The organism is Kitasatospora sp. SolWspMP-SS2h, assembly GCF_003259315.1.
GTDB lineage: Bacteria > Actinomycetota > Actinomycetes > Streptomycetales > Streptomycetaceae > Kitasatospora > Kitasatospora fiedleri.
Map to the genome: position 1 here is coordinate 86,250 of NZ_QLLT01000008.1, position 26,078 is coordinate 112,327.

23 protein-coding genes are annotated in these 26,078 nt (G+C 74.0%); 9 read left to right on the forward strand and 14 right to left on the reverse strand.

All coding sequences use genetic code 11. The features are described from left to right. Positions 1 to 170 precede the first annotated feature (170 nt). The 3 genes from K353_RS11710 to K353_RS11720 all read left to right on the forward strand — a co-directional run bounded on the left by K353_RS11710 (position 171) and on the right by K353_RS11720 (position 3,119). The gene (locus tag K353_RS11710) at positions 171 to 836 is read left to right on the forward strand and encodes an ankyrin repeat domain-containing protein (protein WP_111553663.1); all 666 of its coding nucleotides are present in this window, start codon (positions 171 to 173) and stop codon (positions 834 to 836) included. Next, positions 833 to 1,990: a YncE family protein gene (locus tag K353_RS11715; protein WP_111553518.1), complete on the forward strand. Its 1,158-nt coding sequence runs from the start codon at positions 833 to 835 to the stop codon at positions 1,988 to 1,990. Before K353_RS11710 ends, K353_RS11715 begins: the two co-directional genes overlap by 4 nt. A gap of 235 nt (positions 1,991 to 2,225) precedes the next feature. Beyond that, positions 2,226 to 3,119 (forward strand): 1-aminocyclopropane-1-carboxylate deaminase/D-cysteine desulfhydrase, encoded by an 894-nt coding sequence (locus K353_RS11720; RefSeq protein ID WP_111553519.1) that lies wholly within the window; start codon positions 2,226 to 2,228, stop codon positions 3,117 to 3,119. A 133-nt stretch (positions 3,120 to 3,252) separates the two neighbouring features. Here the strand turns inward: K353_RS11720 and K353_RS11725 are convergent, their stop codons facing one another. After that, positions 3,253 to 4,929: an LCP family protein gene (locus K353_RS11725; protein ID WP_111553520.1), complete on the reverse strand. Its 1,677-nt coding sequence runs from the start codon at positions 4,927 to 4,929 to the stop codon at positions 3,253 to 3,255. Between the two features lie 288 nt (positions 4,930 to 5,217). Then, the gene (locus tag K353_RS11730; protein WP_111553521.1) at positions 5,218 to 5,745 is read right to left on the reverse strand and encodes a MarR family winged helix-turn-helix transcriptional regulator; all 528 of its coding nucleotides are present in this window, start codon (positions 5,743 to 5,745) and stop codon (positions 5,218 to 5,220) included. Positions 5,746 to 5,836: 91 nt separating this feature from the next. Here K353_RS11730 and K353_RS11735 point away from each other — a divergent pair, with 91 nt between their 5' ends. Both K353_RS11735 and K353_RS11740 read left to right on the forward strand, forming a co-directional pair. Then, on the forward strand, positions 5,837 to 6,865 hold the full coding sequence (locus K353_RS11735) for an NADP-dependent oxidoreductase (protein WP_111553522.1): 1,029 nt from the start codon (positions 5,837 to 5,839) through the stop codon (positions 6,863 to 6,865). A gap of 276 nt (positions 6,866 to 7,141) precedes the next feature. Next, entirely contained in the window at positions 7,142 to 7,636 is a 495-nt protein-coding gene (locus tag K353_RS11740; protein ID WP_111553523.1) for a DUF3145 domain-containing protein, read from the forward strand. A gap of 67 nt (positions 7,637 to 7,703) precedes the next feature. Here the strand turns inward: K353_RS11740 and fabF are convergent, their stop codons facing one another. The 5 genes from fabF to K353_RS11765 form a co-directional block, all read right to left on the reverse strand. Next, positions 7,704 to 8,972 carry a beta-ketoacyl-ACP synthase II gene (gene fabF / locus K353_RS11745; RefSeq protein WP_111553524.1) on the reverse strand — a complete coding sequence of 423 codons (1,269 nt, stop codon included), beginning with the start codon at positions 8,970 to 8,972 and terminating at the stop codon, positions 7,704 to 7,706. A gap of 102 nt (positions 8,973 to 9,074) precedes the next feature. Beyond that, complete coding sequence (locus K353_RS11750; protein WP_033222346.1) at positions 9,075 to 9,317, reverse strand: acyl carrier protein; 243 nt, start codon at positions 9,315 to 9,317, stop codon at positions 9,075 to 9,077. A gap of 81 nt (positions 9,318 to 9,398) precedes the next feature. Next, positions 9,399 to 10,427: a beta-ketoacyl-ACP synthase III gene (locus K353_RS11755; protein WP_111553525.1), complete on the reverse strand. Its 1,029-nt coding sequence runs from the start codon at positions 10,425 to 10,427 to the stop codon at positions 9,399 to 9,401. Continuing rightward, positions 10,424 to 11,362: an ACP S-malonyltransferase gene (locus K353_RS11760; RefSeq protein ID WP_111553526.1), complete on the reverse strand. Its 939-nt coding sequence runs from the start codon at positions 11,360 to 11,362 to the stop codon at positions 10,424 to 10,426. The genes K353_RS11755 and K353_RS11760 overlap by 4 nt, the downstream gene beginning before the upstream one ends. Before the next feature lie 90 nt (positions 11,363 to 11,452). After that, complete coding sequence (locus tag K353_RS11765; protein WP_051055798.1) at positions 11,453 to 12,649, reverse strand: CdaR family transcriptional regulator; 1,197 nt, start codon at positions 12,647 to 12,649, stop codon at positions 11,453 to 11,455. Between the two features lie 247 nt (positions 12,650 to 12,896). Between K353_RS11765 and K353_RS11770 the strand changes: the two genes are divergently transcribed. Further along, on the forward strand, positions 12,897 to 13,721 hold the full coding sequence (locus K353_RS11770; protein WP_233533516.1) for a pirin family protein: 825 nt from the start codon (positions 12,897 to 12,899) through the stop codon (positions 13,719 to 13,721). A gap of 277 nt (positions 13,722 to 13,998) precedes the next feature. Here K353_RS11770 and K353_RS11775 read toward each other — a convergent pair whose 3' ends face one another. Beyond that, entirely contained in the window at positions 13,999 to 14,829 is an 831-nt protein-coding gene (locus K353_RS11775) for a serine hydrolase (RefSeq protein WP_111553527.1), read from the reverse strand. 115 nt (positions 14,830 to 14,944) lie between these two features. Here K353_RS11775 and K353_RS11780 point away from each other — a divergent pair, with 115 nt between their 5' ends. Together K353_RS11780 and K353_RS11785 are read left to right on the forward strand one after the other, a co-directional pair. After that, positions 14,945 to 15,445, forward strand: a complete 501-nt coding sequence (locus K353_RS11780; protein WP_111553528.1) for a MerR family transcriptional regulator — start codon at positions 14,945 to 14,947, stop codon at positions 15,443 to 15,445. After that, positions 15,442 to 16,455, forward strand: coding sequence for an aldo/keto reductase (locus K353_RS11785; RefSeq protein ID WP_111553529.1), 1,014 nt, complete (start codon positions 15,442 to 15,444; stop codon positions 16,453 to 16,455). The genes K353_RS11780 and K353_RS11785 overlap by 4 nt, the downstream gene beginning before the upstream one ends. A gap of 49 nt (positions 16,456 to 16,504) precedes the next feature. On the opposite strand, the gene K353_RS11790 is transcribed toward K353_RS11785, so the two are convergent. The 5 genes from K353_RS11790 to K353_RS11810 form a co-directional block, all read right to left on the reverse strand. Further along, on the reverse strand, positions 16,505 to 17,695 hold the full coding sequence (locus K353_RS11790) for an alpha/beta hydrolase (RefSeq protein WP_111553530.1): 1,191 nt from the start codon (positions 17,693 to 17,695) through the stop codon (positions 16,505 to 16,507). Between the two features lie 143 nt (positions 17,696 to 17,838). Further along, positions 17,839 to 18,183: an MmcQ/YjbR family DNA-binding protein gene (locus K353_RS11795; RefSeq protein WP_111553531.1), complete on the reverse strand. Its 345-nt coding sequence runs from the start codon at positions 18,181 to 18,183 to the stop codon at positions 17,839 to 17,841. A gap of 143 nt (positions 18,184 to 18,326) precedes the next feature. After that, on the reverse strand, positions 18,327 to 19,004 hold the full coding sequence (locus tag K353_RS11800; protein ID WP_111553532.1) for a response regulator transcription factor: 678 nt from the start codon (positions 19,002 to 19,004) through the stop codon (positions 18,327 to 18,329). Further along, positions 19,001 to 20,272 carry a sensor histidine kinase gene (locus K353_RS11805; RefSeq protein WP_233533517.1) on the reverse strand — a complete coding sequence of 424 codons (1,272 nt, stop codon included), beginning with the start codon at positions 20,270 to 20,272 and terminating at the stop codon, positions 19,001 to 19,003. The genes K353_RS11800 and K353_RS11805 overlap by 4 nt, the downstream gene beginning before the upstream one ends. A gap of 88 nt (positions 20,273 to 20,360) precedes the next feature. After that, the gene (locus tag K353_RS11810; RefSeq protein WP_100836043.1) at positions 20,361 to 21,014 is read right to left on the reverse strand and encodes a TetR/AcrR family transcriptional regulator; all 654 of its coding nucleotides are present in this window, start codon (positions 21,012 to 21,014) and stop codon (positions 20,361 to 20,363) included. 205 nt (positions 21,015 to 21,219) lie between these two features. Here K353_RS11810 and K353_RS11815 point away from each other — a divergent pair, with 205 nt between their 5' ends. Continuing rightward, the gene (locus K353_RS11815; protein WP_111553534.1) at positions 21,220 to 22,788 is read left to right on the forward strand and encodes an MFS transporter; all 1,569 of its coding nucleotides are present in this window, start codon (positions 21,220 to 21,222) and stop codon (positions 22,786 to 22,788) included. Between the two features lie 210 nt (positions 22,789 to 22,998). Here the strand turns inward: K353_RS11815 and aceE are convergent, their stop codons facing one another. Next, positions 22,999 to 25,749 carry a pyruvate dehydrogenase (acetyl-transferring), homodimeric type gene (gene aceE / locus K353_RS11820; RefSeq protein WP_111553535.1) on the reverse strand — a complete coding sequence of 917 codons (2,751 nt, stop codon included), beginning with the start codon at positions 25,747 to 25,749 and terminating at the stop codon, positions 22,999 to 23,001. Between the last annotated feature and the right edge of the window lie 329 nt (positions 25,750 to 26,078).

The following is a 26,078-nucleotide window of genomic DNA, read 5'->3' on the forward strand; positions in this document are numbered from 1 at the left end:
TGCGGGGGTCCACCGGAACGCTCGCTGGGTCGAGCCGGTTCGCCGACGAAGTGGGGCCGGGGGCAGGGCAAATATGGAGTCGGGACGTCGACTGACCCGCCCCCACCCGCCGCCCGCATCTGTCGAGGCATTCCGTGCCGTACCTGCCGCCCCTCAGGAGGAGGACCGTGATCACCGCCAACGACCGACGCCTGCTCACCGCCGCGCACACCGGCGACCTCGACGCCGCCCGGACCGCCCTGGCGGCGGGCGCCGACCCGGAGGCCCGCGATCCGCACGGGCGGACGCCCCTGCTGCTGGCGGCGCTCGCCGACCGGGTGCCCGTCGCCGAACTGCTGGTCGCCGCCGGGGCGGACCCGGACGCCCAGGACGAGCGGGAGGACAGCCCCTGGCTGGTCACCGGTGTCACCGGCAGCGTGCCGATGATGCGCGCCCTGCTGCCCGCCGGGCCGGACTTCGGGCTGACCAACCGGTTCGGCGGGGTGAGCCTGATACCCGCCGCCGAGCGCGGCCACGTCGCCTACGTGCGAGCCGTGCTGGCGGAGACCGACATCGACGTCGACCACGTCAACCGACTGGGCTGGACGGCCCTGCTGGAGGCCGTGATCCTCGGCGACGGCGGCAGCGCGCACGCCGAGGTCGTCCGGCTGCTGCTCGCCGCGGGCGCGGACCCGGGGCTCGCCGACACCGACGGCGTGACACCGCTGCGGCACGCCGAACGGCGCGGCTTCGGCACCCTCGCCGAACTGCTCCGGAAGGCCGAGGCCGGAGCCGGAACTCGGGCCGGGACCCGGGCCGGAGCCCGGAACGAACGGGAGAACGGAGGCGCCGGATGACGACCACCCGCCGCAGGCGCACCTGCCGCACCGGTCCACTGTTGCGGCTGCTGCTGGCGGCCGTGCCGGTGCTGGCCCTCCTGCTGGCCGGCTGCGCCGACCCGGACGGCGACGGTGCGGCCGGAGCCCCCGCCGTGCCCACCTCCGCCCCCGCCGCCGCGCGATCGGCCGACGCGGCACCGACCCCGGCCGGGACGCTGCTGGTGGCCGACTTCGGGTCTGACACCGCGACCTTCGTCGACCCGACGCACGGAGCGGTCGGTTCGGTGCGGGTCGGCACGGCGCCGTACGCGGTGGCGGTCGGGCCGGACGGGCGGGCCTGGGTGAGCACCGCGGAGGGCGTCGCCGAGATCGACACCCGGGCGCGCACGCTGCTCCGGAGCATCCCGTACCGCAGCTGGGCCGGGCCCGCGGGCACGGGCGAGTACCGGGGCGGCGGCATGGGGCTGGCCCTGTCGCCCGACGGCACCCGGCTGTACGTCGGCGTGAACATACCGGGAGGCGACGGCGTGCTGGAGGTCATCGACACCGCGAAGGGCGAGGTCACCGGCGCGGCCCCGATCGGTCGGCGCCCCTTCGACGTCGACGTCTCGCCGGACGGGCGGGAGGTCTACGCGACCGGCCACGACTCCTTCGACGTGACGGTGGTCGCGGCGGACGGCCTGGCCACCCGCCGGATCCAGGTCGCGCCCTACGGCACCGAGGGCGGGCTCGGCTCCTGGCTGAAACCGCACTACACGGCGGTCCGGCCGGGCGACGGCAGACTGCTGCTCCCCTTCGAGGGCGAGCGCCTCGCCGTGGTCGACCCGGCCACCGGCCAGGTCGCCATCGAGCCGATGACCGCCGACACCCATCAGCACGGCGTCACCATCGCCCCGGACGGACGCCTGCTGGTGGTCGGCTCCGGCCCGATCACCAAGGACAACCGGGGCCCCAGCCTGACGGTCCGCAACCCCGACGGCAGCGAACGGATCTACCCACTCGGCATCCCGCACGAGAACGTGGCGCTCTCGGCGGACGGACACACGGCCTACGTCACCGGCGGCTTCACCAGGGACGGCTCCTGGGACGGAATCACCCTGGTCGACCTCGACAGCGGTGCCACCCACCGGGTGGAGGCCGGCCACCGGCCACTGGGGGTGGCAGTGCTCTGACGGTCCGGCAGTCGGCGAGGGGGAGCAGCAGAGGGAGAGCGGGACAGGATCGAGCGGTCGAGCGGTCGAGCGATGCCCGGCGGGAGGGAGGTGGAGTGGTGGAGGGCGGATGAGGTTCGGCCGCCGGGCGGCGAGCCGTGCCGGACGGCGGGCGGTGCCGGGCGGTGCCCGGCGGTGTCGGACCGCCGGGCGGCGCTCGGGTGGGCTGCCGGGAGGCAGGCTCTAGGGTGGGCGGATGCTTCCCGCCGCTGTCCTGCCCACGCCGTTGATGCCGGTCGACGATCCGGAGTTCGCCGCCGCGGGGGCGGAGCTGTGGCTCAAGCGGGACGACCTGGCGCATCCCACGGTGCCCGGCAACAAGTGGCGCAAGCTCGCGCCCAACCTGGAGCGGGCGGTCGCGGAGGGGGCCCGGGGGCTGCTCACCTATGGCGGGGCGTACTCCACGCACGTGCGGGCGGTGGCGGCGGCTGCGGGCGGGCTCGGATTGGCCAGTGTCGGGGTGATCCGCGGGGCGGAACTCGCCGGGCAGCCGCGCAACTGGTCGCTGGCGCGGGCCGAACGGGACGGGATGGTGCTGGAGTTCGTCGAGCGTTCCGTCTACCGGGCGGTGGCGGGTGGCCGGGTTGAGCGGCGGGCGGGGTACTACGTGCTGCCCGAGGGCGGCTCCAACGGCCTGGCCGTGCGCGGTGCCGCGGTGATCGCCGGTGAACTCGCCGACCAGCTCACGGACTTCGGTTCGCGGGACGTGGTCTGCTGCGCGGTCGGCACCGGTGGCACGCTGGCCGGCATCGCGGCGGGGCTGCCGGCGGGGCCGCAGGCGCTCGGCGTGGCGGTGCTGCGCGGGGAGGGCTACCTGGAGGACGAGGTGACGGTGCTGCACCGGGCCGGTTGCGGGCGGGAGTTCGCCAACTGGCGGCTGGCCCACGGTTGGCACGGCGGCGGCTACGGGCGGGTGCCCCCGGAGCTGGAACGATTCGCCGGCTGGTTCGAGGCCGCGTACGGGGTGCCGGTGGAGCGCAGGTACGTGGCGAAGGCGCTGTGGGCGGTGTACGGGCTGCTGCGGGCGGGCGAGTTGCGGGACCGCCGGGTGACGGTGGTGGTGACGGGGGTCCCCGACCCGGCGCCGTGAAGCCGTGCGGCGGGGTGGCGCGGTGACGCGGTGGAGCGACCCGGTGGGGTAACGCGGTGGGGCCCGACCACCCGCCCGTTCCCGGAGCGGTCTCGGGAACGGGCGGACAGCGGACGGGCGAGCAGGCGAACGGTCAGCCGAAGTTGAGGTCGCTGCAGAGGTCGGTGTCGGCGGGGCGGGTGTTGTCGGTGATGCCGGACGGGATGGCGGTGGGCAGGGCGCTGGGCGAGGCGCTGCTACCGGTGCCGCCGATGCCACCGGTACCACCGATGCCGCCGGTGCCGTCCGGGTCGGCGGCGTCGGGCCCGCCGAGGGTGTCGGCGCGGTCCTGGCCCAGGGTGAGGACGATGCCGTCGAGGGGGCTGCTGCGCAGTTCGGCGCCGGGGTAGAGCCGGGCGAGCTGTTCGGCGGCGGACCGCAGCGAGGGGGCGTACTCGATCAGGGTGGTGCGGCGGGCCGGGGTGTTGGCGCCGATGGTGATGTCGGTGTAGCCGCTGCCGCGCAGCGAGAGCGCGGTGCGGCCGGCCAGCCCGGCCGTCTTGGCGGCGTTGTGCACGGTGACGGGCACGTTCAGCGCCGCGCCGTCGGTGACGCCCGCGCCGCCCGTGCCCGTACCCGCTCCGTCCGTGCCCGCGCCGCCCGTGCCGGCGCCGCCGCTCGCGCTGGCCGCCGCGGTGGCGGAGGGGGAGGCGCCGGGGCTCGGCTCGCCGCTCGCGCCGGGGCTCGCGCTCACCCCCACCCCCGTACCGGGGCTCGCGCTCGCGCCGGCCCCGCCGGTGGGGTGGCCGTCGAGGGTGCGGTCCTGGCGCAGCAGGCCCCACAGGATGCTCGCGTCGGGTTCGACCACGGCGACGCGGGCGCCCTGGAAGCGCCAGGGGAGGGTGACGAACTGGATGTCGGAGAGCTGGATGTCCTGGAGGGACTGGGCGAACTCGGCGAGCTTGTAGGGGGAGCCGAGTTCGCGGTCGACGGTCAGCGACTTGGTGGCGGCGTCGGCCAGGGGCAGCAGGGTGGTCAGGTCGAAGCCCTCGCCCTGCACCTTCTTGATCAGCGAGGACATGAAGGCCTGCTGGCGGAGCATCCGCCCGATGTCGGAGCTGTCGCCGAGGCCGTGCCGGGCCCGGACGTAGTCCACGGCCTGCTGCCCGGAGACGGTCTGCCGCCCCTTGGTGAGGTGGATGCCGTACGAGTCCACGTCGTTGGGGACGCAGACGTCCACGCCGCCGACGGCGCTGGTGATGGCGGCGAAGCCCTTGAAGTCGACGACCAGGGTGTGGTCGACCCGCAGGCCGGTCAGTGCTTCGACGGTGTTCTGCGTGCAGGCCGGGTTGCCGGCCTTGAACTCGCCGACGGTGAAGGCCGAGTTGAACATCTGGTTGGTCCGCTGCGGGCTCCACTTGCCGTCCGGCAGCAGGCAGGGCGGGACGGTGACCAGGGTGTCGCGCGGTATCGACACACCGACGGCGTGCTTGTGATCGGCGTACACGTGCAGCAGGATCGCGGTGTCGGAGTGGCCCACGCCCTCGTCGCCGCCGCCCAGCGAGCTGTTGCCGTCGTCGCGGGTGTCGGAACCGAGCAGCAGGATGTTGACCGGGCGCCCGCCGGTGGGCGCGGGCGTGGCGACCGGGGGGCGGCTGGAGGCGATGCCCTCGGGCGCGAAGGTCGTGATGTTGCGGTCCAGCCGCTGGTAGTACCAGGCACCGGCACCGGCCGCGGCGACGACGAGCGCGGCAGCGGTGGCGCCGAGCCCCCGGGCTATTCGGCGGCCACGGGAACGGGTCGGAGCGGCCTTCGGCGTGGCGTCGGTCATCGGTCGGCGGTCTCTCTGCGCGCAGCGGCAACTGGTACCCGAGGGAAGGCACTCGGCTGATCCGCCGCACTGCGGATCGGCACTCGTCACTACTTGGACGGTTCGGCGAACGGAATGGTTACACGCGAACCATCTTTTTCGACAATTTCTTCGATCCGCCGGAACCGGGCAGGTCAGCGCTGTCGTCCGGGCGCGAGGAGGGGAGCGAGGAGAGGAGGAACGGCAGCGGGAGCGGAAGGAGGAGCGGCGGCGGGAGGGCGCGGGCGGGCCCGGCGGCCCCCGGCGGGCTCAGCCCGCCCGGCCGCCGGGGGAGGCGGGGCCGGGCGCGGAGGCCGGGCCGGGAGCGGTGCCGGACGTGGAGTCGAGCATCCGCCGCAGCAGGTCGCGCAGTTGCGCGCGCTCGTCGCCGTCGAGGGCGGCCAGCGGCTCGCGGGCGAAGTTCAGCGACTCGCGCAGTTCGGTGGAGGCGGAGCGGCCGGCCTCGGTGGCGACCACCAGCTTGACCCGGCGGTCCTGCGGGTCGGACTCGCGGGTGACGAAGCCGCGGCCCTCCAGCCGGTCGACGATGCCGGTGATGTTGGACGGCTCGCAGGAGAGGGTCTGGGCGATGTGCCGCATCGGCATCGGGCCGCGCCGGAGCAGGGCCAGCACCTTGGCCTGGGCGCCGGTGAGCGAGCGGGCGGCCGCGGCCTCCTCGTACTCGCGGTGGAAGAGCCCGACCAGGCGCGCCATCAGGTCGACGACCTCCAGCGTGATCGGGTCGGCGACCGGGGTCCGCTCCGCCGTCATGGCCTGCTCCTCCTGCTGCTGATCCATGCTTTCGAGTCTAGCTGAACATTTGACAACGTGAACCTTTCATCCTAACGATTGCTTTAGCCAGTGAATATTTCACCCTGAGGAGTAAGTGATGACGGAGCAGGACGCCCTCCCCGCCACCGGCCGCGAGTGGCACCTGGCCGCCCGCCCGCAGGGCTGGCCCGTGCCCGACGACTTCGCCCTGGTCGAGGCCCCGGTCCGGCGGCCCGAACCCGGCCGGATCACGGTGCGCAACGCCTACCTCTCGGTCGACCCGTACATGCGCGGCCGGATGAACGACGTGAAGTCCTACGTCCCCCCGTACGCGCTCGGCGCGCCGATGGACGGCGGCGCGGTCGGGTACGTGGTCGCCTCCGAGGCCGAGGGCTTCGCGGTCGGCGACGCGGTGCTGCACGGGCTCGGCTGGCGCGAGTACGCGACGCTGGACGCCGCGCACGCCGTCAAGGTGGACCCGGAGCTCGCCCCGCTCTCTGCCTACCTGGGCGTCCTGGGCATGCCGGGCCTGACCGCGTACGCCGGGCTGCTGGAGGTCGCCTCGTTCCGGGAGGGCGACACCGTGTTCGTCTCCGGCGCGGCCGGCGCGGTCGGCTCGCTGGTCGGGCAGATCGCCCGGCTCAAGGGCGCCGAGCGGGTCGTCGGCTCGGCCGGCTCGCCCGCGAAGGTCGCCGCCCTGGTCGAGCGCTACGGCTTCGACGCCGCCTTCGACTACAAGGCCGGTCCGGTCGCCGAGCAGCTGGCCGCGGCCGCCCCCGAGGGCATCGACGTGTACTTCGACAACGTCGGCGGCGAGCACCTGGAGGCCGCGATCGGCGCGCTCAACTCGCACGGCCGGGTCACCCTGTGCGGCGCCATCGCCCAGTACAACGACACCGCCGCCCCGGCCGGCCCGCGCAACCTGGCGCTCGCCATCGGCAAGCGGCTGCGCCTGCAGGGCATGATCGTCGGCGACCACGCCGCGCTGCGCGGGCAGTTCCTCGCCGAGGTCGGCGGCTGGCTGCGGGAGGGCGCGCTGCGCTCCGACGAGACCGTGGTCGAGGGCGTGGAGAACGCCGTCGACGCCTTCCTCGGCATGCTGCGCGGCGCCAACACCGGAAAGATGGTGGTCGAGGTCGGCGCCTGACGCCGCGTCGGCTGCCGCACCGTCAGCACGCCCCCGCCGGAGCGCGATCCCCGGCGGGGGCGTACGCGTGCGGCCGTTCGGGGGAGCTGGGCGCTGCGGGGGTAGACCTCCCGGACCGACCGACTAGCATGGGGTGAAAGCTTGTCCGTTTTGCTCGATTTGATGACCTAATGTCGAATAAATTGAGCTCCCCGGGGTAGCCACTGATCAGGACCCGCCGGTGACGGAGCGAGGCAGCTGGGGAAGGCGACCCTCGTCCACAGCCAGGAGGTCCCGGTGACGACACGTGGTGTGCTCTACATCCACTCCGCCCCCCGCGCACTGTGCCCGCACGTCGAGTGGGCGGTCGCGGGCGTGCTCGGCGTGCGGGTCAACCTCGACTGGATCAGGCAGCCCGCCGCGGCCGGCCACTGGCGGTCCGAACTCTCCTGGCAGGGAGAGCCCGGCACCGCCTCCAAGCTCGCCTCCGCGCTGCGCGGCTGGCAGCTGATGCGCTACGAGGTGACCAGCGAGCCCTGCGCCACAGCGGAGGGCGAGCGGTACTCCTCCACGCCCGCGCTCGGCGTCTTCCACGCCGTCACGGGCCTCCACGGCGACATCCTGATCCCCGAGGACCGGCTGCGCGCCGTGCTGCTGCGCGCCCGCAGCGAGGGCGGCGACCTGGAGGCGGAGATCGCCAAGCTGCTCGGCAAACCCTGGGACGACGAACTGGAGCCGTTCCGGTACGCGGGCGAGGGCGCGCCCGTGCGCTGGCTGCACCAGGTGGTGTGACGCGTCGAGGGGGGGTGCGGGGGAGAACCCCCGCACCCCCCCTCGCGGGCAGTGCGGCGTACCGTCGTCAGACGGTGCGCAAGGCCAGCACCACGTTGTGGCCGCCGAAGCCGAAGGAGTTGTTGAGGGCGGCGATCCGGCCCTCGACCGGCAGCTTGCGGGCCTCGTCGCGGACGATGTCGGCGTCGATGTCGTCGTCCAGGTCGACCACGTTGACGGTCGGCGGCGCGATCCGGTGGTACAGGGCCAGCACGGTGGCGACGGTCTCGATGCCGCCGGCGCCGCCCAGCAGGTGGCCGGTCATCGACTTGGTGGCGGAGATCGCCACGTGGTCGAGGTGCTCGCCCAGGGTGCGGCGCAGCGCCTTGATCTCGGCGGTGTCGCCCTGCGGGGTCGAGGTGGCGTGCGCGTTGACGTGCACCACCTCGGACTTGTCCAGCTCGTTGCGGGCGAACAGGTCGTCGATGGCGCGGGCCACGCCGGCGCCGGTCGGTTCGGGCTGGGCGATGTGGTGGGCGTCCGAGGAGAGGCCCTGGCCGACGGCCTCGCAGTAGACCCGGGCGCCGCGGGCGGCGGCGTGCTCGGCGGACTCCAGCACGACCACGCCCGCGCCCTCGCCGAGCACGAAGCCGTCGCGGGCCTTGTCGTACGGGCGGGAGGCGTGCTGCGGGTCGTCGTTGTTCTTGGACATTGCCATCATGTTGGAGAAGGCGACGATCGGCAGCGGGTGCACCGCGGCCTCGGTGCCGCCGGCCACGACCACGTCGGCGCGGCCGGTGCGGATCATCTCGATCGCGTAGCCGATCGCCTCGGCGCCGGAGGCGCAGGCGGAGACGGGGGTGTGCACGCCCGCGCGGGCGCCGACCTCCAGGCCGACGTTGGCCGCCGGGGAGTTGGGCATCAGCATCGGGACGGTGTGCGGGGAGACCTTGCGGACGCCCTGCTCCTTGAGCACGTCGTACTGGTCGAGCAGGGTGGTGACGCCGCCGATGCCGGAGGCGATGACCGCGCCCAGGCGCTCGGGGGCCAGCGGGTTGGCGTCGTCGGTGGCCGGGGCCTGGTAGCCCGCGTCCTTCCACGCCTCGCGGGCGGCGATCAGCGCGAACTGGGCCGAGCGGTCCAGCTTGCGGGCCAGCGGACGGGGCAGGATCTCACCGGGTTCGACGGCCACCCGGGCGGCGATCCGCACCGGCAGCTCGGCCGCCCAGTCCTCGGTGAGGGCGCGGACCCCGGACTTGCCGGCCAGCAGCCCCTCCCAGAAAGTGGCGGCGTCGCCGCCCAGCGGCGTGAAGGCGCCGATACCCGTGACGACCACGGTGCGGTTTTCAGCAGTCACTGGTTTCTTCTTCTCTCACATCTGGGGAGGCCCGGGAGGCCGGTGGGAGGGGGACCGGCCGGGGCGCGACCGGCGCGCCCCGACCGGGAGCCTGACGGCAGGTCAGACGTTGGCGACGATGAAGTCCACCGCGTCGCCGACGGTCTTGAGGTTCTTGACCTCGTCGTCCGGGATCTTCGCGCCGAAGCGCTCCTCGGCGGCGACGACGACCTCGACCATGGACAGCGAGTCGACGTCCAGGTCGTCGGTGAAGGACTTGTCGAGCGCGACGTCCTCGACCGGGATGCCGGCGATCTCGTTCACGATCTCGGCGAGACCTTCGAGAACCTCTTCGCGGGTAGCCATATCGGCTGCTCCTTCTCGGTGTTGACAGCGTGCGGTCCGGCGGACCGACGCGGGTTTCCAGGGGGGGCGGGGGAAGAACGCCTAGGGGAGCGTAACGACTGCGGCGGCGTAGACCAGACCGGCCCCGAAGCCGATGATCAGCGCCAGGTCGCCGCTCTTGGCCTCGCCGCGCTCCAGCATCCGCTCCATGGCGAGCGGAATGGAGGCGGCGGAGGTGTTGCCGGTCTCCGCGATGTCGCGGGCCACCGGGACGTTCGGGGGCAGGTCCAGCTTCTTGACCATGGCGTCGATGATCCGCATGTTGGCCTGGTGCGGGATGAACGCGCCGAGCTGGTCGGCGGTGATCCCGGCGGCCTCCAGGGCCTGCTCGGCGACCTTCGCCATGTCGTACACGGCCCAGCGGAAGACGGTCTGGCCCTCCATCCGCAGGGCCGGCCACTTCGCCTCCTCGCCGGGCCCGTTGACCGCGTCCGGCTTGGCGAACGCGGTGTCCCAGGCCTGGGTCTGCGAGATCACGTCGGCCTGCGAGCCGTCCGAGCCCCAGATCACCCGGCCGATGCCGGGGGTGTCGGAGGGGCCGACGATCGCGGCGCCCGCGCCGTCGCCGAAGATGAACGCGGTCGACCGGTCGGTCACGTCGGTCAGGTCGGACAGCCGCTCCACGCCGATCACCAGCACGTACTCGGCGCTGCCGCCGCGCACCATGCCGTCGGCCAGGCTCAGGCCGTAGCCGAAGCCCGCGCAGGCGGCCGAGATGTCGAACGCCGGGGCGGTGCCGCAGCCGAGCCGCTGGGCGATCTCGGTGGCGATCGCCGGGGTCTGCTTCAGGTGCGAGACGGTGGCGACGATCACGCCGCCGATCTGCTCCGGGCGGATGCCGGCCATCGCGACGGCCTTGCCGGCCGCCTGCACCGACATCTCGGCGACGCTCTCCTCCGGCCCGGCCCAGCGGCGCTCGGCGATCCCGGAGCGGGTGCGGATCCACTCGTCCGAGGAGTCGATCCAGTTCAGCACCTCGGAGTTGGGGATCACCCGGGTCGGCCGGTAGCCGCCCACGCCGTGGATGCGGGAGTACTGGGCGCCGGTGGCCGGCTTGATGGTCGCGCTCACGCGCTCTCCTCCTGGCCGCCGTGCTCGGCCACGAGGGCGCGGGCCTTGTCGAGATCGGCGGGGGTCTTCAGGGCCAGCGTGGCGACACCCTTGACGTTGCGCTTGACCAGGTTGGTGAGCGTCCCGGCGGGGGACAGCTCGATCACGGCGGTCGCGCCGAGCTGCTGCAGGGTCTCCATGCACAGGTCCCAGCGGACCGGGTGGGAGACCTGCGCGACCAGGCGGGACAGCACCTCGGCGCCGGAGCCGACCACCTCGCCGTCCCGGTTCGAGACGTACGCGAGGGCCGGGTCCGCGGCGGTCAGGGTCGGCGCCAGCTTCTCCAGCCGCGCCACGCCCGGGGCCATGTGCGCGGTGTGGAAGGCGCCCGCGACCTTCAGCGGGATCAGCCGCGCGCCGGCCGGCGGGTCCGCCTTCAGCGCGGCCAACTGCTCCAGCGTGCCGGCCGCGACGATCTGGCCGCCGCCGTTGTTGTTCGCCGGGGTCACGCCGTGCTCGGCGAGCTTCGCGGCGACCTCCTCCGGGTCGCCGCCGAGCACCGCGGTCATGCCGGTCGCGGTCGCCGCGGCGGCCTCGGCCATGCCCAGGCTGCGCTCGCGGACGAAGCCCAGCGCGTCCTCCTCGGAGAGCACCCCGGCCAGCGCCGCGGCGGTGATCTCGCCGACGCTGTGGCCCGCCACCGCGCCGACCGTCCCGGCCGCGCCCGCGGGGAACAGCGCCGCGGCGGTCACCAGTCCGGCGGCCACCAGCAGCGGCTGGGCGACGGCGGTGTCCTTGATCTCCTCCTCGGAGGCCGCGGTTCCGGCGTGCACCAGGTCGAGCCCGGCCGTCGCCGACCACCGGCGCAGCCGGTCGGCGGCGCCGTCCAGTTCGAGCCAGGGGTTGAGGAAGCCGGGAGTCTGGGCACCCTGTCCAGGGGCGACGATAACGAGCACGGTTCAACCCTCTCTCGCCGGACGCCCGGGGGCGGGTAGGCGACGATGACGAAGAAAAGCACGTCGGCTTGTGGGTTCCCTACAGTCCGTTCAGCCCTGGTCCGATCCGGAACCGAGACGCCCCAGAGCAAGGGCGATGCGCAGGGTGAACGCCGAACGTACGTCTGACGGAGCATAGCCGGTGACGTCTGTCACACGACGCAGCCGGTAGCGCACGGTGTTCGGGTGGACGAAGAGCATCCGGGCCGCGCCCTCCAGGGAGGACGCCTGCTCCAGGTAGACACTCAGCGTCTCCAGGAGTGCCGAACCGGCCTCCTCCAGGGGTGTGTAGATCTCCTCCACCAACTGACGGCGCGCCACTTCGTCGCCCGCCAGCGCCCGTTCCGGCAGCAGGTCGTCGGCCAGCACCGGGCGCGGCGCGTCCGGCCAGGCCGCGCACGCCTTCAGGCCCTGCGCGGCGGCGTGCGCCGAGCGGGTCGCCGAGAGCAGGTCGCCGACCGTCGGGCCGACCACCACCGGGCCGGGCGCGAACTGGCCGATCAGCGCCCGGGCCGCGTGCACCGGCTCCTTGTCGCCGCCGACCACCACCACCAGGCGGCGGCCCAGCACGCCCGTCAGCACGTGCAGTTTGGCGTACCGGGCGGCCCGCCGGATCGCCTCCACCACCAGCTCGCTGTCCCCGTCCGGGGCGCTGCCCATCACCACCCGCACCTGGCTGGGCTGTCCCCAGCCGAGCGCCGCCGCCCGCGACAGCACGCCCTCGTCGGCGTCGCCGGACAGCAGCGAGTTCACCACCAGCGCCTCCAGCCGGGCGTCCCACGCGCCGCGCGCCTCGGCGGCCTGCGCGTACACCTGGGCGGTGGCGAACGCGATCTCCCGGGCGTAGACCAGCACCGACTCGCGCATCCCGGCCTCGTCGCCGGGCGCGGCCACCTCCTCGATGGCCTCCTCCATCACCTCGATGGTGGTGCGGATCAGCTCCACGGTCTGCCGCAGCGTGATCGCCCGGGTCAACTCCCGCGGCGCGGTGCCGAACACGTCCGTGGAGATCGCCTGCGGCGCCTCCGGGTGCCGGTACCACTCGGTGAACGCCGCGATGCCCGCCTGCGCGACCAGGCCGATCCACGAGCGGTGCTCCGGCGGCATCCGCCGGTACCAGGCCAGCTGGTCGTCCATCCGGGCGATCGCCGCGGACGCCAGCTTGCCCGCCGACTTCTCCAGCCGCTTCAGCGTCGCCGCCCGCAGCTCCGCCCGCTCGGCGGCCAGCCGGCGCTCCTCGGCCGTCATCCGCCCCCGGCCCGGTACGGCGGCGGGGCGCCCGGGCGCGGCGGCGCGCTTGGCGGGCTTCCTCTCCGGGGCCCGTTCGGCGGACCGCTCCGGGGAGGAGCGTTCGCCGGGCGACCGGTCGGAGGGCTTGTCGGGTTTCGCTGAAGCGGACGGCACGGCACTAGCCTGCCTCACCCTGACGGGTGCTCGTGCACGCCGGGCCCGATGTCGGCCGGTGGCACCCGTCACACCGGCTACCGTGGTGCCCGTGAGCGTGGATTCTTCGCCCTGGGGCGGGCAGGCATTCGAACCCGTCGAACCGGCGTCCGGGTCCGTCCGGAAGGAGCGCGGCCGGGCCGATCTGCGGCGCACCGCCGAGCGCTACCTGTCGGAACCCGCCGAAGGCGTCACCGCCCGGCACGCCTTCTCCTTCGCCGGCCACTACGACCCGAGGAACACCTCCTTCGGCGCGCTGCTCGCCTGCAACGAGGAGACGCTGGCCCCCGGCGCCGGGTACGCGGCCCACCGGCACAGCGAGACCGAGATCGTCACCTGGGTGGTCTCCGGCGCCCTCGCCCACCGCGACGACGCGGGCCACGCCAGCGTGGTGCGGCCCGGCACCGTCCAGGTGCAGTCCACCGGGACGGGCATCAGCCACACCGAACGCAACCCCGGCGGGGCCGTCGAACCGGTCACCTTCGTCCAGATGTGGCTCCAGCCCGACGCGTACGGCGCCCCGCCCGGCTTCGGGCTCGCCACCGTCCCCGACGGGGACGGGCTGACCCTGCTCGCCTCCGGGCGGGACGGCGACCGGGCGCTGCGGCTGCGGCGCGGCGACGCCGCGCTCTGGCTGGTCCGGGCCCCGGCCTGGACGCCGCTGCCCGAACTCCCCGCCGCGCCCTTCCGCTACGTCCACGTGGTCGCCGGCTCGGTCGGCTACCGCACCGTCCCGGGCCCGCAGGGCGGCGGCCGCTCGGCCGGGCCCGGCGACTCCGTCCGGATCACGGGCGACGCCTTCGCCGACCCGACGGCGGGGGAGGACGGCGTCGAACTGCTGCTCTGGGAGATGCACAGCCCGGTCAAGTACGGCTAGCGGGACGGCGGGGACAGCGGGACGGCGGGGCGGTGCGGACCGGCGCGCGGGGAACTGCGCGCGGCGGCAGGTGAGTGTCCGCGAGGTCGCGAGGAGGGCGGTGAGTCGATGTCTGCCCGCGATCTTGCGGCGGGTGCGGGGTTGCTCGCGCAGTTCCCCGCGCCCCTGGCTTCGCAACGTCTGGCACAGCAACGCCCGGCGCAGCGGCGTCTGGTGCGGCGGTGTCTGGTGCGGCGGTGTCTGGGGCGGTGGTTCGTTCCGCGTCGTCGGGGGGGCGTCAGCGCGCTTCGGTGAGGACCGCGTCGCTGAGTTGCGGCCAGACCTCCGCCGCCCAGGAGCCGAAGTCGCGGTCGGTGAGGGCGAGGCAGGCGAGGCCGGCGTCGGGGTCGACCCAGAGGAAGGTGCCGGACTGGCCGAAGTGGCCGAAGGTCGCGGGGGAGTTGGCGGTGCCCGTCCAGTGCGGGGCCTTGTGGTCGCGGATCTCGAAGCCGAGGCCCCAGTCGTTGGGGCGGCGGTGGCCGAAGCCGGGCAGGACGCCGCTGGTGCCGGGGAAGGCGACCTCGCGGGTGGCCGCGCGCACGGTGGCCGGGTCGAGCAGCTTGGGGGACTGCAGCTCGGCGGCGAAGCGGACCAGGTCCGCGGCGGTGGACAGGCCGCCCGCGCCGGCCGGGGCGCGGTGGGCGGTGTTGATCAGGGTGGCGTGCATGCCGAGCGGCTGGAAGACCGCCTCGGCCGCGTACCGGGCGAACGGGATGCCGGAGGCGCCCTCCAGGGTGGCGGCCAGCACGTCGAACCCGGCGTTGGAGTAGAGGCGGCGGTTGCCGGGCTCGGCCGTCACCCGGTGCTCGTCGAAGGCCAGGCCGGAGGTGTGCGCCAGCAGGTGGCGGACGGTGGAGCCGTCCGGCCCGGCCGGGTCGTCGAGCTCGAAGACGCCCTCCTCGACGGCGACCAGCACGGCGTACGCGCTGAGCAGCTTGGTCACCGAGGCGAGCGGGAACAGGTGCTCCTGCGGGCCGTGCGCGCCCAGCAGCGCGCCGTCGCTCCCGCGGACCACCGCCGCCGCGGCGTGGGGTACCGGCCAGTCCTCGATCATCCGCAAGCTCTGCATGGGCGGAACTCTAAACGACCGGTGGCGGGCCGCGGGCCGGTGTGTGTCAGGCTTGCTTGGAGTGCGCTCCAACTCAGTAGCGTCGGGGTCGTCGCCGAGGACGGGAGTCGTGGCAATGGCAGGGTCCGAGCAGTGGCCGGTGAGGGAGCCGGCGTGCGAGGAGGCGTTCCGCAGCCCGCGCTCCGCACCGGACCGGATGCCGCGCCACCCGATCAGCGAAGTGGCCGCGATCAGCGGCCTGACCGCGCACACGCTGCGCTGGTACGAGCGGATCGGCCTGCTGGAGCCGGTGGACCGCTCGTACGCCGGGCAGCGCCGGTACACCGACGCGGACCTGGCCCGGCTGGCGTTCCTGACCAAGCTCCGGCTGACCGGCATGCCGGTGGCCGACATGGTGCGGTACGTCGAGCTGATCCGGGCCGGGGACGGCACCCGGGACGAGCGCCGGGAGCTGCTGGTCGCGCACCGCGCGGAGGTGCGCCGGCGGCTGGCCGACCTGCACGCCACGCTCGCGGTGATCGACCGGAAGATCGACCACTACGGCGGTCCCGGCGTCCCGGTCGGCGGCGACGAGGAGACAGCGAACCACTCAGGACAGGACAGGAAGAGCGCATGAGCGGCATCGACACCACCCGCCTCGGCACCGGCGGCCCCATCGTGGGCGTGCAGGGACTGGGCTGCATGGGCATGAGCGAGTTCTACGGCCCGACCGACACCGACGAGGCGCTGGCCACCCTGGAGCGGGCGCTGGAACTGGGCGTGACCCTGTTCGACACCGCCGACGTCTACGGCTCGGGCGCCAACGAGGAGCTGATCGGCCCGTTCGTCCGGGCGCACCGCGAACAGGTCGTGCTGGCCACCAAGTTCGCCATCGAGCGGCGCGCCGACGACGCCAGGTTCCGCGGCGTCAACAACGACCCGGCGTACATCCGCCGGGCGGTGGACGGCTCGCTGCGCCGCCTCGGCGTGGACGTGATCGACCTCTACTACATGCACCGCCGCGACCCGCAGGTGCCGCTGGCCGAGTCGGTGGGCGCGATGGCCGAGCTGGTCGCGGCCGGGAAGGTCCGGTACCTGGGCCTGTCCGAGGTGACCGGCCCGGAGCTGCGGGAGGCGCACGCGGTGCACCCGATCGCGGCGCTGCAGTCCGAGTGGTCGATCTTCGCGCGGGGCCTGGAGCGCAGCGCCGTCCCGGCGGCGGCCGAGCTGGGCGTGGCGCTGGTGCCGTACTCGCCGCTCGGCCGGGGCTTCCTGACCGGGGCGCTCCCCGACGCCGGGCAGCTGGCCGCCGACGACTACCGGCGCCACCTGCCGCAGTTCACCGGCGAGAACGCGGCCGGGAACGCCGGGCTGATCGCCCCGATCCGGCGGATCGCCGAGCAGCGCGGGGCGACGGCCGCGCAGGTCGCGCTGGCCTGGGTGCAGCAGCGGGCCGAGGTGCACGGCCTGACCGCGGTGGTGCCGATCCCGGGCACCCGCAAGCGCAGCCGGCTGGAGGAGAACCTGGGCGCGACCCGGCTGGTGCTGAGCAAGGAGGAGCTGGCCGAGCTGGAGCCGATCGCCGGGCAGGTGGTCGGCGGCCGGTACGCCGACATGAGCGCCACGGCGGACGCCCGCGAGGTGTGACCGCGGCCCGGGCGGCGGTCCGTCGGCCGGCGGTTCCGGTGGCGGTCCGTCAGCCCTGGGTCTCGGACGGGCCGCTGACGTCCCCGTAGTGGCCGAGCGCGATGGCGGCGAAGTTGTGCCGGCTCGCGGTGCCCTCGGCCAGGTAGCCGGTGTGGCCGGTGGCGCCCAGCGAGGAGACCGACACCGCGCCGAAGGCGTGGGTGGTCGGGTCGGCGCCGTGGCCCAGGCCGCCGACCTCCAGGTAGGGGACGTTGCCGATCCAGTCGCCGGGGTTGCGGGCCGCCCACACCTGGACGCCGGCGCCCAGCTCGGCCGCCGAGTCGACGCCCATCCCGGGGCTGCCGAACGCCACCACGTCGGTGGGCTGCGCGGCGTGCAGGGTGGGCGCGGTGGTGCCGCACACCACCGAGCCGTACGAGTGGCACAGCAGCGCGGGCGGCGCCTCCGGGTGGGTGGTCTGCTCCAGGCCGCCGAGCAGCCGGTGCAGCCGGGGCGCGGCGGCCTCCGCCAGCCGGGAGGTGACCGCGTCCGGGCCCAGGCCCTGCGGGGTGACGTACCCGGTCCAGGCGATCACCGCGGTGCGGGTGCCGGGCGACTGGGCGTGCTCCTCGGCGTACAGCGCGCGGGCCATCCCGGCGGGGGAGCGCAGCGGGTCGGCGCTCTGGTCGAAGTGGCCGAGGTCGGCGTCCGAGCCGGGCACCAGGACGGCGATCCGCTGGGCGGTGGCGAGGTCGCCCCAGACCTCGGTGACCAGGCCGCGGCCGCGCGGGTCGAAGGCGAGGACCTGGCGGTCCGCGCCGAGCAGCCGCTCCGAGTCGTTGGCGCGGGAGAGGGCCAGCGCGCGGGTGGTGGGGTCCAGGCCGGTGTCCGCGGCGCGCTGCCGGGCGCGGTCCCGTTCGGCGGTGATCGCCACCCGGTTGGCGCGGTAGCGGACGGCCGGCGGGGCGCCGTCCAGGTTGCCGACCACCAGCGGGTACTCGGCGACCAGCCGGTCCAGCTCGGCGGGCTCCAGCGAGGCGAAGAACGCGGCGACGGCGGCCGGGGCGGCGGTGGCCGGGTCCGGCAGCTCGCGGCCGAGGGAGTGGTCGGCGACCCAGGCGGAGCTGCCCGCGGGCGGGGTGGTGATGGCCAGCTGCTCGTTGGAGGCGGCGGCCTGCGCGGCCGCCGCGCCGGCGTCCACCAGGGCGGCACAGCCCGCGAACACGCCGATCAGGATCCGCTTCACCCGCCTGCGGTGCATGGCGTCCACTCCCTCGGGCCGTACATCGCGGCGGGACGGGCCCGACGGTGCTGTGACTTCCGACTACTAGTCAGCCAGCGTAGAGGGCGACCGACCCCGGGGGCAGGGAGTAAACCGTGTTCCGCGTCACATTCGCCCGTACGCTACTCCCCGCGCTCCCCGTGCCCGGCCACCGCCCGTTTCGGTGCGACCGACCGCCAGGCGTCGGTGAGCAGTTCGCGCAGCTCCTCGGGGCCGGTCCCGGCCAGCCGGACCCGCACCCAGCCGAACCGGCCGGTGTACGGCGCCACCGAGTACACCCCGGGCGCGGCGGCGATCAGCTCGGCCTGCTCCGCCGGGGTGGCCTTCACCGTCGCCTCCCCGGACTCCGGGCGGCCCATCGCGAAGATCTTCCGCCCCACCCGCAGCGTCACCTGCTCCCAGGTCTCCTCCTGGTGGGCCCCCGGCAGGGACAGGGCCAGCTCGGTCAGCTCGTCGAAGGTCGCCATGGCCGCCAGCGTACGGGCCGCCGCCGACAGCTGACGCCCGCTCAGGCCGCGTCCGGCGCGTGCGCCGCGTCCGGCCCGCACGCCGCGAACAGCGCCGCGCCCGCCACCGCCACCGCCCGCCGGGCCCGGGACGGCCGCGGGGCCTACTGCGCGCCGGGCCGGACCAGGCCGCTCTCGTAGGCGAGCACGACGGCCTGGGCGCGGTCGCGCAGGTCGAGCTTGGCGAGGATCCGGCCGATGTGGGTCTTGACGGTCTGTTCGGCGAGGACGAGGTGGGCGGCGATCTCCCGGTTGGACAGGCCGCGGGCGATGAGCTCCAGGACCTCGGTCTCGCGCGGGGTGAGGCCGTTCAGCCGCAGCCGGGGGTCGCGGCGCGGCGCGGGCCGGTTCCTGGCGAAGTCGGCGATCAGGCGGCGGGTGACGGAGGGCGCGAGCAGCGCGTCGCCGGCCGCGACGACCCGGACGGCGGAGATCAGGTCGGCGGGCGGGGCGTCCTTGAGCAGGAAGCCGCTGGCGCCGGCCCGCAGCGCCTCGTACACGTAGTCGTCCACGTCGAAGGTGGTGAGCATCAGCACCCGCGGCCGGTGCGCCGGGCCGGGCGGCGGGTCGAGCAGCCGGCGGGCGGCCTCCAGGCCGTCCATCCCGGGCATCCGGACGTCCATCAGGACCACGTCGGGGCGGGTGCGCCCGCTGACCTCCAGGGCCTGCCGGCCGTCGGACGCGTCGCCGACCACGTCGATGTCGCTCTGGGCGTCGAGCAGGGCGGCGAATCCGGCGCGGACCATCGCCTGGTCGTCGACGACGAGGACGCGGATGGTCATGCGGTGATCTCCCCCGGCCCGGTGCCGTCCAACGGCAGGACGGCGGTGACCCGGTAGCCTCCCCCGGCGGTCGGGCCGGTGTCCAGGGTGCCGGCCAGCAGCCGGACGCGCTCGCGCATTCCGACCAGCCCCTGCCCGGTGCCGCCGGAGACCTCGACGGCGGCGCGGGCCCGGCCGGGCGGCGGGCCGTTGCGGACGGCCAGGGCGAGCGCGCCGTCCGCGGCGGTGACCGCGACCTCGGCGGCGGCGCCCGGGGCGTGCCGGACGACGTTGGCCAGCGCCTCCTGGACGATCCGGTACGCGGACAGGCCGACCGCCTCGGGCACCGGGCCGAGCGCCGACACCCCGTCCCCGACGGCCAGTTCGGCCCGCACCCCGGCCCGGCCGACGGTGGCCAGCAGCTTCGGCAGGTCGGCCAGGCCCGGCTGCGGGGCCCGGTCGGCGGCGCTGTCGGCGGTCCGCAGCACCCCCAGCAGGCGGCGCATCTCGCCGAGCGAGCCGCGCGCGGCGGCCGCGATCTGCCCGAACTCCTCGACCGCGGCCGGGGGCAGGCCCTCGATCCGGTACGGGGCGCTGTCCGCCTGGACGGTGATCACCGACATGTGGTGGGCCACCACGTCGTGCAGCTCGCGGGCGATCCGGGCCCGCTCCTCCAGCAGGGCGCGCCGGGCCCGCTCGGTCTCCGAGACCCGCTCCTGCGCGGCGAGCAGCCGCTTGGCCTCGCCGCGCCCGCGCAGGCTCCAGCCGAGCAGCAGGACCACGCCGGACAGCGCGGTGACGACCACCGAGGAGCCGTCGGAGTGCGCGCCGGAGACCGTCCGGCCCAGGCCGCAGCCGAGGAAGGTGACGACCCAGACCGCGAGCAGGGTGCGCCCGCGCTCCCGGACGGCCAGGAGGACCATCAGGAGCAGGTACCCGAGCAGCGTGGTGACCGGCCACGGCCAGGACCGCTCGGCGGTGGCGCCGTGCGTGGCGACCGCGCCGACCAGCACCGAGGGCACCACCAGCCGCCAGGCCGGCAGCGGCCGGGTCAGCGCCAGCGGCAGCGCCCCGGCCTGCACCGCGGCGAGCGCGGTGGCCAGCGCGGGGTCCACCCCGTGGAACCGGACCAGCGTCACGACGCCGGTGGGCAGCAGCGAGCCGGCCACGAGCAGCACCAGCACGTAGGGGGCCCGCCGGAGCCAGGGCCGGCGGGCCGTCGCCAGCGGCGGCCGGTGGTCGCCGAGGGGCTCGGTGAGGGCGCGGAGGAACTCTTTCCACAGGCTCACCGGGCCGAGGGTAGGGCGGGGGCGGGGCGCTGTCCTCACCCTCCGGTAGCCGGTCCGGGGCGGTACCCGGGTACGGGGTCGGCCGCCGTCAGCGCCAGGAGCCGGCCAGGGCCGGGCCCAGCTGGTCGAAGTGGCGCTCGATCAGCTCCAGCATGCCGTCCATCGAGTGGCTCCCGGCGTCCGGGGCGGCGGCGTAGGCGAGGTGCGAGATCCGCACCACGGTGCCGAACACGGCGGCCAGCAGGCGCGGGCGCAGGTCGACGGCCGGGTCGAGGCCCTCGCGGTCGGCGAGGATCCGGGCCACCTCGACCTCCTGCTGGATGGCGTGCCGCAGGTGGGCGGCGAGCAGCGTCGGGGTGGACTCGATCAGCTCGAACAGCTCCAGGGCGGCCGGACCGCTGTCCCGCCCCCGGTCGACGGCCTGCCAGACCTCGCGGACCGCGCCGCGCATCGCCTCCAGCGGGTTCTCCCCGGCCGGGCGGGCCCGCAGGAACTCCAGGAACGCCTCCTCGGCCTCGGCCAGCACCGCGAGGGCGACCTCCTCCTTGTTGGCAAAGTACCGGAAGAAGGTGCGCTGGGAGACCTCCACCTCGGACGCGATCTCGTCCACCGTGGTGCGTCCGTAGCCGTGGCAGAGGAAGAGCCGGTGCGCGGCGTCGACCAGGGCGTCCCGGGTGCGCCGCTTCTTGCGTTCCCGCAGGCCGACGGGCTGCGGGTCGGCGGCGGTGGTGGGGGTGGCCATGGCCACCACGATAGCGCCGCGATCAGGAGATGGCACCAAGTGACAGGAGTCACCGTTTGTCGAATGTCAGTGGCTGACATAATGTTCCCGGTGGCGGTGTCCGTCCATCGTGGAGCTCGTGGGGACGGGCGTGAGGGCCGGGCACCGCCCTTCTCGTGCCCAGCGCGGTCTCCTGCCCACCACACGAACGGGGAAGTCCCGAGACATGAGCCAGTCCGTAGTACTCGACAAGGAAGCGGCTCCGTCCGCCGGCGGCCGGCTGCGGGGACACCCCTGGCTGACGCTGCTCACCGTCGCCGTCGGCGTCATGATGGTCGCCCTCGACGGCACCGTCGTCGCCATCGCCAACCCGGCCATCCAGCACGACCTGAACGCCTCGCCCGCCGACATCCAGTGGGTCACCTCCGGCTACCTGCTGGCCCTCGCGGTCTTCTTGATCACCGCCGGCAAGATCGGCGACCGGTTCGGCCACAAGACCACCTTCCTGGTCGGCGCGGTCGGCTTCGCCGCCACCTCCGCCGCCATCGGCTTCGCCGGCTCGATCCAGCAGGTGATCCTGTTCCGGGTGCTCCAGGGCCTGTTCGGCGCCCTGCTCCAGCCCGCCGCGCTCGGCCTGCTGCGCGGGGCCTTCCCCGCCGAGAAGCTCAACATGGCGATCGGCATCTGGGGCGGCGTCATCGGCGCCTCCACCGCGGCCGGCCCGATCGTCGGCGGCCTGCTGGTCGAGCACGTCAACTGGGAGTCGGTGTTCTACATCAACATCCCGGTCGGCGTCATCGCGCTGGTCCTCGGCCTGCTGGTGCTCAAGGACGTCCGGGCCGAGAACGCCGCCAAGTCCTTCGACATCCCCGGCATCGTGCTGCTCTCCGGCGCGATGTTCATGCTGGTCTGGGGCATCATCAAGGCCCCGAGCTGGGGCTGGGGCGACCCGGCCACCCTGCTCTTCCTGGGCGGCGCGGTGCTCGCCCTGGCGGCCTTCGCGGTCTGGCAGAAGTACGCCAAGGAGCCGCTGGTCCCGCTCTCGCTGTTCCGCTCGGTGCCGCTCTCGGCCGGCACCCTGCTGATGGTGCTGATGGCCTTCGCCTTCTTCGGCGGCATCTTCTTCGTCACCTTCTACCTGCAGAACGTGCACGGGATGGCCCCGGTCGACGCCGGCGTCCACCTGCTCCCGATGACCGGCATGATGATCGTCGGCGCGCCGCTGGCCGGCTACCTGATCGGCAAGGTCGGACCGCGCATCCCGATCGTCGGCGGCATGCTCTTCACCACCGCCGCGATGCTCGGCATGTCCACCCTCGACATCCACTCCGGCAACGGCGCGATGGCCCTCTGGTTCGTCCTGATGGGCCTGGGCCTCAGCCCGGTCATGGTCGGCGCCACCGAGGTCATCGTCGGCAACGCCCCGATGGAGCTGTCCGGCGTGGCCGGCGGCCTCCAGCAGGCCGCGATGCAGGTCGGCGGCAGCCTCGGCACCGCCGTCCTCGGCGCCGTGATGGCCTCCAAGGTCACCAGCGCGCTGCCCGGCAAGTGGCAGGCCGCGACCGGCCAGCCGCTGCCCCCCGGCCCGGACGGCGAGCAGCTCAAGCAGGCCGCCCAGCTCGGCATCGCCCCGTCCGGTGTCCCGCAGGGCGTCGCCGACGCCGTCCACTCCTCCTTCGTCAGCGGCATGGGCGTGGCCTTCGTGGTCGCCGCGGTCGTCGCCCTGGCGGCGGCCGGGCTGGGCCTGCTCACCCGCCGCGGCGTGAACGAGACGGGGCCCGCGGTCCACATCTGAACCCGCGCGCGCCGGTGGTCCGCCCGGAGAGGGAACTTCCCTCCCCGGGCGGACCTGGCCGTTCTCCGGGGCTGCCCGCGCCCCGCCCCGCCGGGGCGCGGGGAACCGCGCGGAGCGGGAGGCGCAGACGGAGAGGTCCGCCCGAGGAAGGGGACTCCCCTTCCTCGGGCGGACCTCCGGTCAGCCGGTCGGCCGGTCAGCGGCCGGCGCTCACGCGTCGCCGCCGGCGGCACCCGGGTCCGCCGCCGCCACGTCGAGCAGCTGGTAGCGGTCGATCGCGGCCTTCAGCAGCGAGCGGTCGATCTTGCCCTGCTTGGCCAGCTCGGTGAGCGTGCCCAGGACGATCGACTGCGCGTCGATGTGGAAGAAGCGACGGGCCGCGCCGCGGGTGTCGGCGAAGCCGAAGCCGTCGGCGCCCAGGGACTGGTACTGGCCGGGGACCCAGCGGGAGATCTGGTCCGGGACGGCCCGCATCCAGTCGGAGACGGCCACGAACGGACCCTCGGCCCCGGAGAGCTTGGTGGTCACGTACGGGACGCGCTGCGGCTCCTCGGGGTGCAGCAGGTTGAACTCCTCCGCCTCGACCGCGTCGCGGCGCAGCTCGTTCCAGGAGGTCGCCGACCAGACGTCCGCCTTGACGTTCCACTCCTCGGCGAGGATGCGCTGGGCCTCCAGGGCCCACGGCACCGCCACGCCGGAGGCGAGGAGCTGCGCGGGGATCTGGCCGTCCTCGGCGTCCTTGAGCTTGTAGAGGCCCTTGAGGATGCCCTCGACGTCCACGCCCTCCGGCTCGGCCGGCATCTTGATGGGCTCGTTGTAGACGGTGATGTAGTAGAAGACGTCCTCGCCGTGCGGGTGCTCGGCGGAGGAGCCGTACATCCGGCGCAGGCCGTCCTGCATGATGTGGGCGATCTCGTACCCGTAGGCCGGGTCGTAGGCGACCACGCCGGGGTTGGTGGAGGCCAGCAGGTGCGAGTGGCCGTCGGCGTGCTGCAGGCCCTCGCCGGTGAGGGTGGTGCGGCCGGCGGTGGCGCCGATCACGAAGCCGCGGGCCAGCTGGTCGGACATCTGCCAGAACTGGTCGCCGGTGCGCTGGAACCCGAACATCGAGTAGAAGACGTACACCGGGATCAGCGGTTCGCCGTGCGTCGCGTACGAGGAGCCGGCCGCGATCAGCGAGGCGGTGCAGCCGGCCTCGGAGATGCCGTCGTGCAGCATCTGGCCGGACGGGGACTCCTTGTACGCCAGCAGCAGCTCGCGGTCGACCGACTCGTAGGTCTGGCCGAGCGGGTTGTAGATCTTGGCGGACGGGAACAGCGAGTCCATGCCGAAGGTGCGGTACTCGTCGGGCGCGATCGGCACGAAGCGGTTGCCGATGCCCTTGTCGCGCATCAGGTCCTTGAGCACCCGGACGAACGCCATGGTGGTGGCGATGGTCTGGTTGCCGGAGCCCTTCTTGACCGCCTTGTACGCGTCGTCGCCCGGCAGTTCGAGCTTGCGCGGGCGGACCTTGCGGGTGGGCACGTAGCCGCCGAGCTCCTCGCGGCGGTCGTGCATGTACTGGATCTCCTCCGAGCCGCGGCCCGGGTGGTAGTAGGGCGGGTAGCCCTCGTCGAGCTGCTTGTCGGTGATCGGCAGGTGCAGCCGGTCGCGGAAGCGCTTGAGGTCCTCGACCGTCAGCTTCTTCATCTGGTGGGTGGCGTTGCGGCCCTCGAAGTTGGGGCCCAGCGTCCAGCCCTTGACGGTCTGCGCCAGGATGACGGTCGGCTGGCCCTGGTGCTCGCGGGCGGCCTTGAACGCGGCGTAGACCTTGCGGTGGTCGTGGCCGCCGCGGCCCAGGTGCTGGATCTGCTGGTCGGACATGCTCTCGACCATGGCGCGCAGGCGCAGGTCGCCGCCGAAGAAGTGCTCGCGGATGTACGCGCCGGTCTCGGTGGCGTACGTCTGGAACTGGCCGTCGGGGGTGGTGTTCAGCTTGTTGACCAGGACGCCGTCGCGGTCCTGGGCCAGCAGCGGGTCCCAGGAGCGGTCCCAGACCAGCTTGATGACGTTCCAGCCGGCGCCGCGGAACTGCGACTCCAGCTCCTGGATGATCTTGCCGTTGCCGCGGACCGGGCCGTCCAGGCGCTGCAGGTTGCAGTTCACCACGAAGGTCAGGTTATCCAGGCCCTCGCGGGCGGCCAGCGAGAGCTGGCCGAGCGACTCGGGCTCGTCCATCTCGCCGTCGCCGAGGAAGGCGTACACCTGCGAGTCGGAGGTGTCCTTGATGCCGCGGTGCTCCAGGTAGCGGTTCATCCGGGCCTGGTAGATCGCGCCGAGCGGGCCGAGGCCCATCGAGACGGTCGGGAACTCCCAGAAGTCCGGCATCAGCCGCGGGTGCGGGTAGCTGGAGAGGCCGAACGGCGCCTTGGACTTCTCCTGCCGGAACGCGTCGAGCTGCTGCTCGGTGAGCCGGTCCAGCAGGAAGGCGCGGGCGTAGATGCCCGGCGAGGCGTGGCCCTGGAAGAAGACCTGGTCGCCGGACTCGCCGTCGGCGTCCTTGCCGCGGAAGAAGTAGTTGAAGCCCACGTCGTACAGCGACGCGGAGGAGGCGAAGGTGGCGATGTGGCCGCCGACGCCGATGCCGGGACGCTGGGCGCGGGAGACCATGACGGCCGCGTTCCAGCGCGTCGCGTTCAGGATCTTGCGCTCGATCTCCTCGTTGCCGGGGAAGAACGGCTCGTCCTTGGTCGCGATGGTGTTGACGTAGTCCGTGCTGCGCATCTCGGGCACGGCGACACGCTTTTCACGGGCGCGCTCGATCAGCCGCAGCATCAGGTAGCGGGCGCGCTCGCGCCCGCGCTCGTCGATGGCGGCGTCAAGCGACTCCAGCCATTCCGCGGTCTCCTCGGGATCGAAGTCCGGGACCTGGCTCGGGAGGCCGCCAATGATGATCGGGTTGCGATCGGATCCGGAAGCCACGCTGTTCCTTCACTGTCGGTCGAAGCTGAGTTGTCGCGCCGCCTCCATCGTGCTACCGCGTTCGGAGATCCGTCATCTCTACCGATCGGTAACCGTTCCGCCCGTCGGGGCGGTACGGTCAGGAGGTGGTCCGACCTGGGACCCCGGCCGGACGATGGCGGCCGGTCGGGATGAGGGCCAACAGGAGACTTTACGCCCGCACCCTGCTCCGCCCCGAATGCCGTTCGCATCTCGGGCAGGCGTGCGGGGGATGAACGGGCTGCGGGCGGGTACGAGACGAAGCATCCTTGTCGGTACGGACAGGGACATACGGGTGTGTTCACCACCAC

Excerpts from the sequence above, each read along its gene's own strand:
- K353_RS11810 (WP_100836043.1), bottom strand. The coding sequence starts at position 21,014 with ATGGCCACCCCCACCACCGCCGCCGACCCGCAGCCCGTCGGCCTGCGG.
- K353_RS11800 (WP_111553532.1), bottom strand. The coding sequence starts at position 19,004 with ATGACCATCCGCGTCCTCGTCGTCGACGACCAGGCGATGGTCCGCGCC.
- K353_RS11750 (WP_033222346.1), bottom strand. The coding sequence starts at position 9,317 with ATGGCTACCCGCGAAGAGGTTCTCGAAGGTCTCGCCGAGATCGTGAAC.
- K353_RS11715 (WP_111553518.1), top strand. The coding sequence starts at position 833 with ATGACGACCACCCGCCGCAGGCGCACCTGCCGCACCGGTCCACTGTTG.
- K353_RS11775 (WP_111553527.1), bottom strand. The coding sequence starts at position 14,829 with ATGCAGAGCTTGCGGATGATCGAGGACTGGCCGGTACCCCACGCCGCG.
- K353_RS11780 (WP_111553528.1), top strand. The coding sequence starts at position 14,945 with ATGGCAGGGTCCGAGCAGTGGCCGGTGAGGGAGCCGGCGTGCGAGGAG.
- K353_RS11815 (WP_111553534.1), top strand. The coding sequence starts at position 21,220 with ATGAGCCAGTCCGTAGTACTCGACAAGGAAGCGGCTCCGTCCGCCGGC.
- K353_RS11725 (WP_111553520.1), bottom strand. The coding sequence starts at position 4,929 with ATGACCGACGCCACGCCGAAGGCCGCTCCGACCCGTTCCCGTGGCCGC.
- K353_RS11785 (WP_111553529.1), top strand. The coding sequence starts at position 15,442 with ATGAGCGGCATCGACACCACCCGCCTCGGCACCGGCGGCCCCATCGTG.
- K353_RS11735 (WP_111553522.1), top strand. The coding sequence starts at position 5,837 with ATGACGGAGCAGGACGCCCTCCCCGCCACCGGCCGCGAGTGGCACCTG.
- K353_RS11730 (WP_111553521.1), bottom strand. The coding sequence starts at position 5,745 with ATGGATCAGCAGCAGGAGGAGCAGGCCATGACGGCGGAGCGGACCCCG.
- K353_RS11790 (WP_111553530.1), bottom strand. The coding sequence starts at position 17,695 with ATGCACCGCAGGCGGGTGAAGCGGATCCTGATCGGCGTGTTCGCGGGC.
- K353_RS11720 (WP_111553519.1), top strand. The coding sequence starts at position 2,226 with ATGCTTCCCGCCGCTGTCCTGCCCACGCCGTTGATGCCGGTCGACGAT.
- K353_RS11765 (WP_051055798.1), bottom strand. The coding sequence starts at position 12,649 with ATGACGGCCGAGGAGCGCCGGCTGGCCGCCGAGCGGGCGGAGCTGCGG.
- K353_RS11795 (WP_111553531.1), bottom strand. The coding sequence starts at position 18,183 with ATGGCGACCTTCGACGAGCTGACCGAGCTGGCCCTGTCCCTGCCGGGG.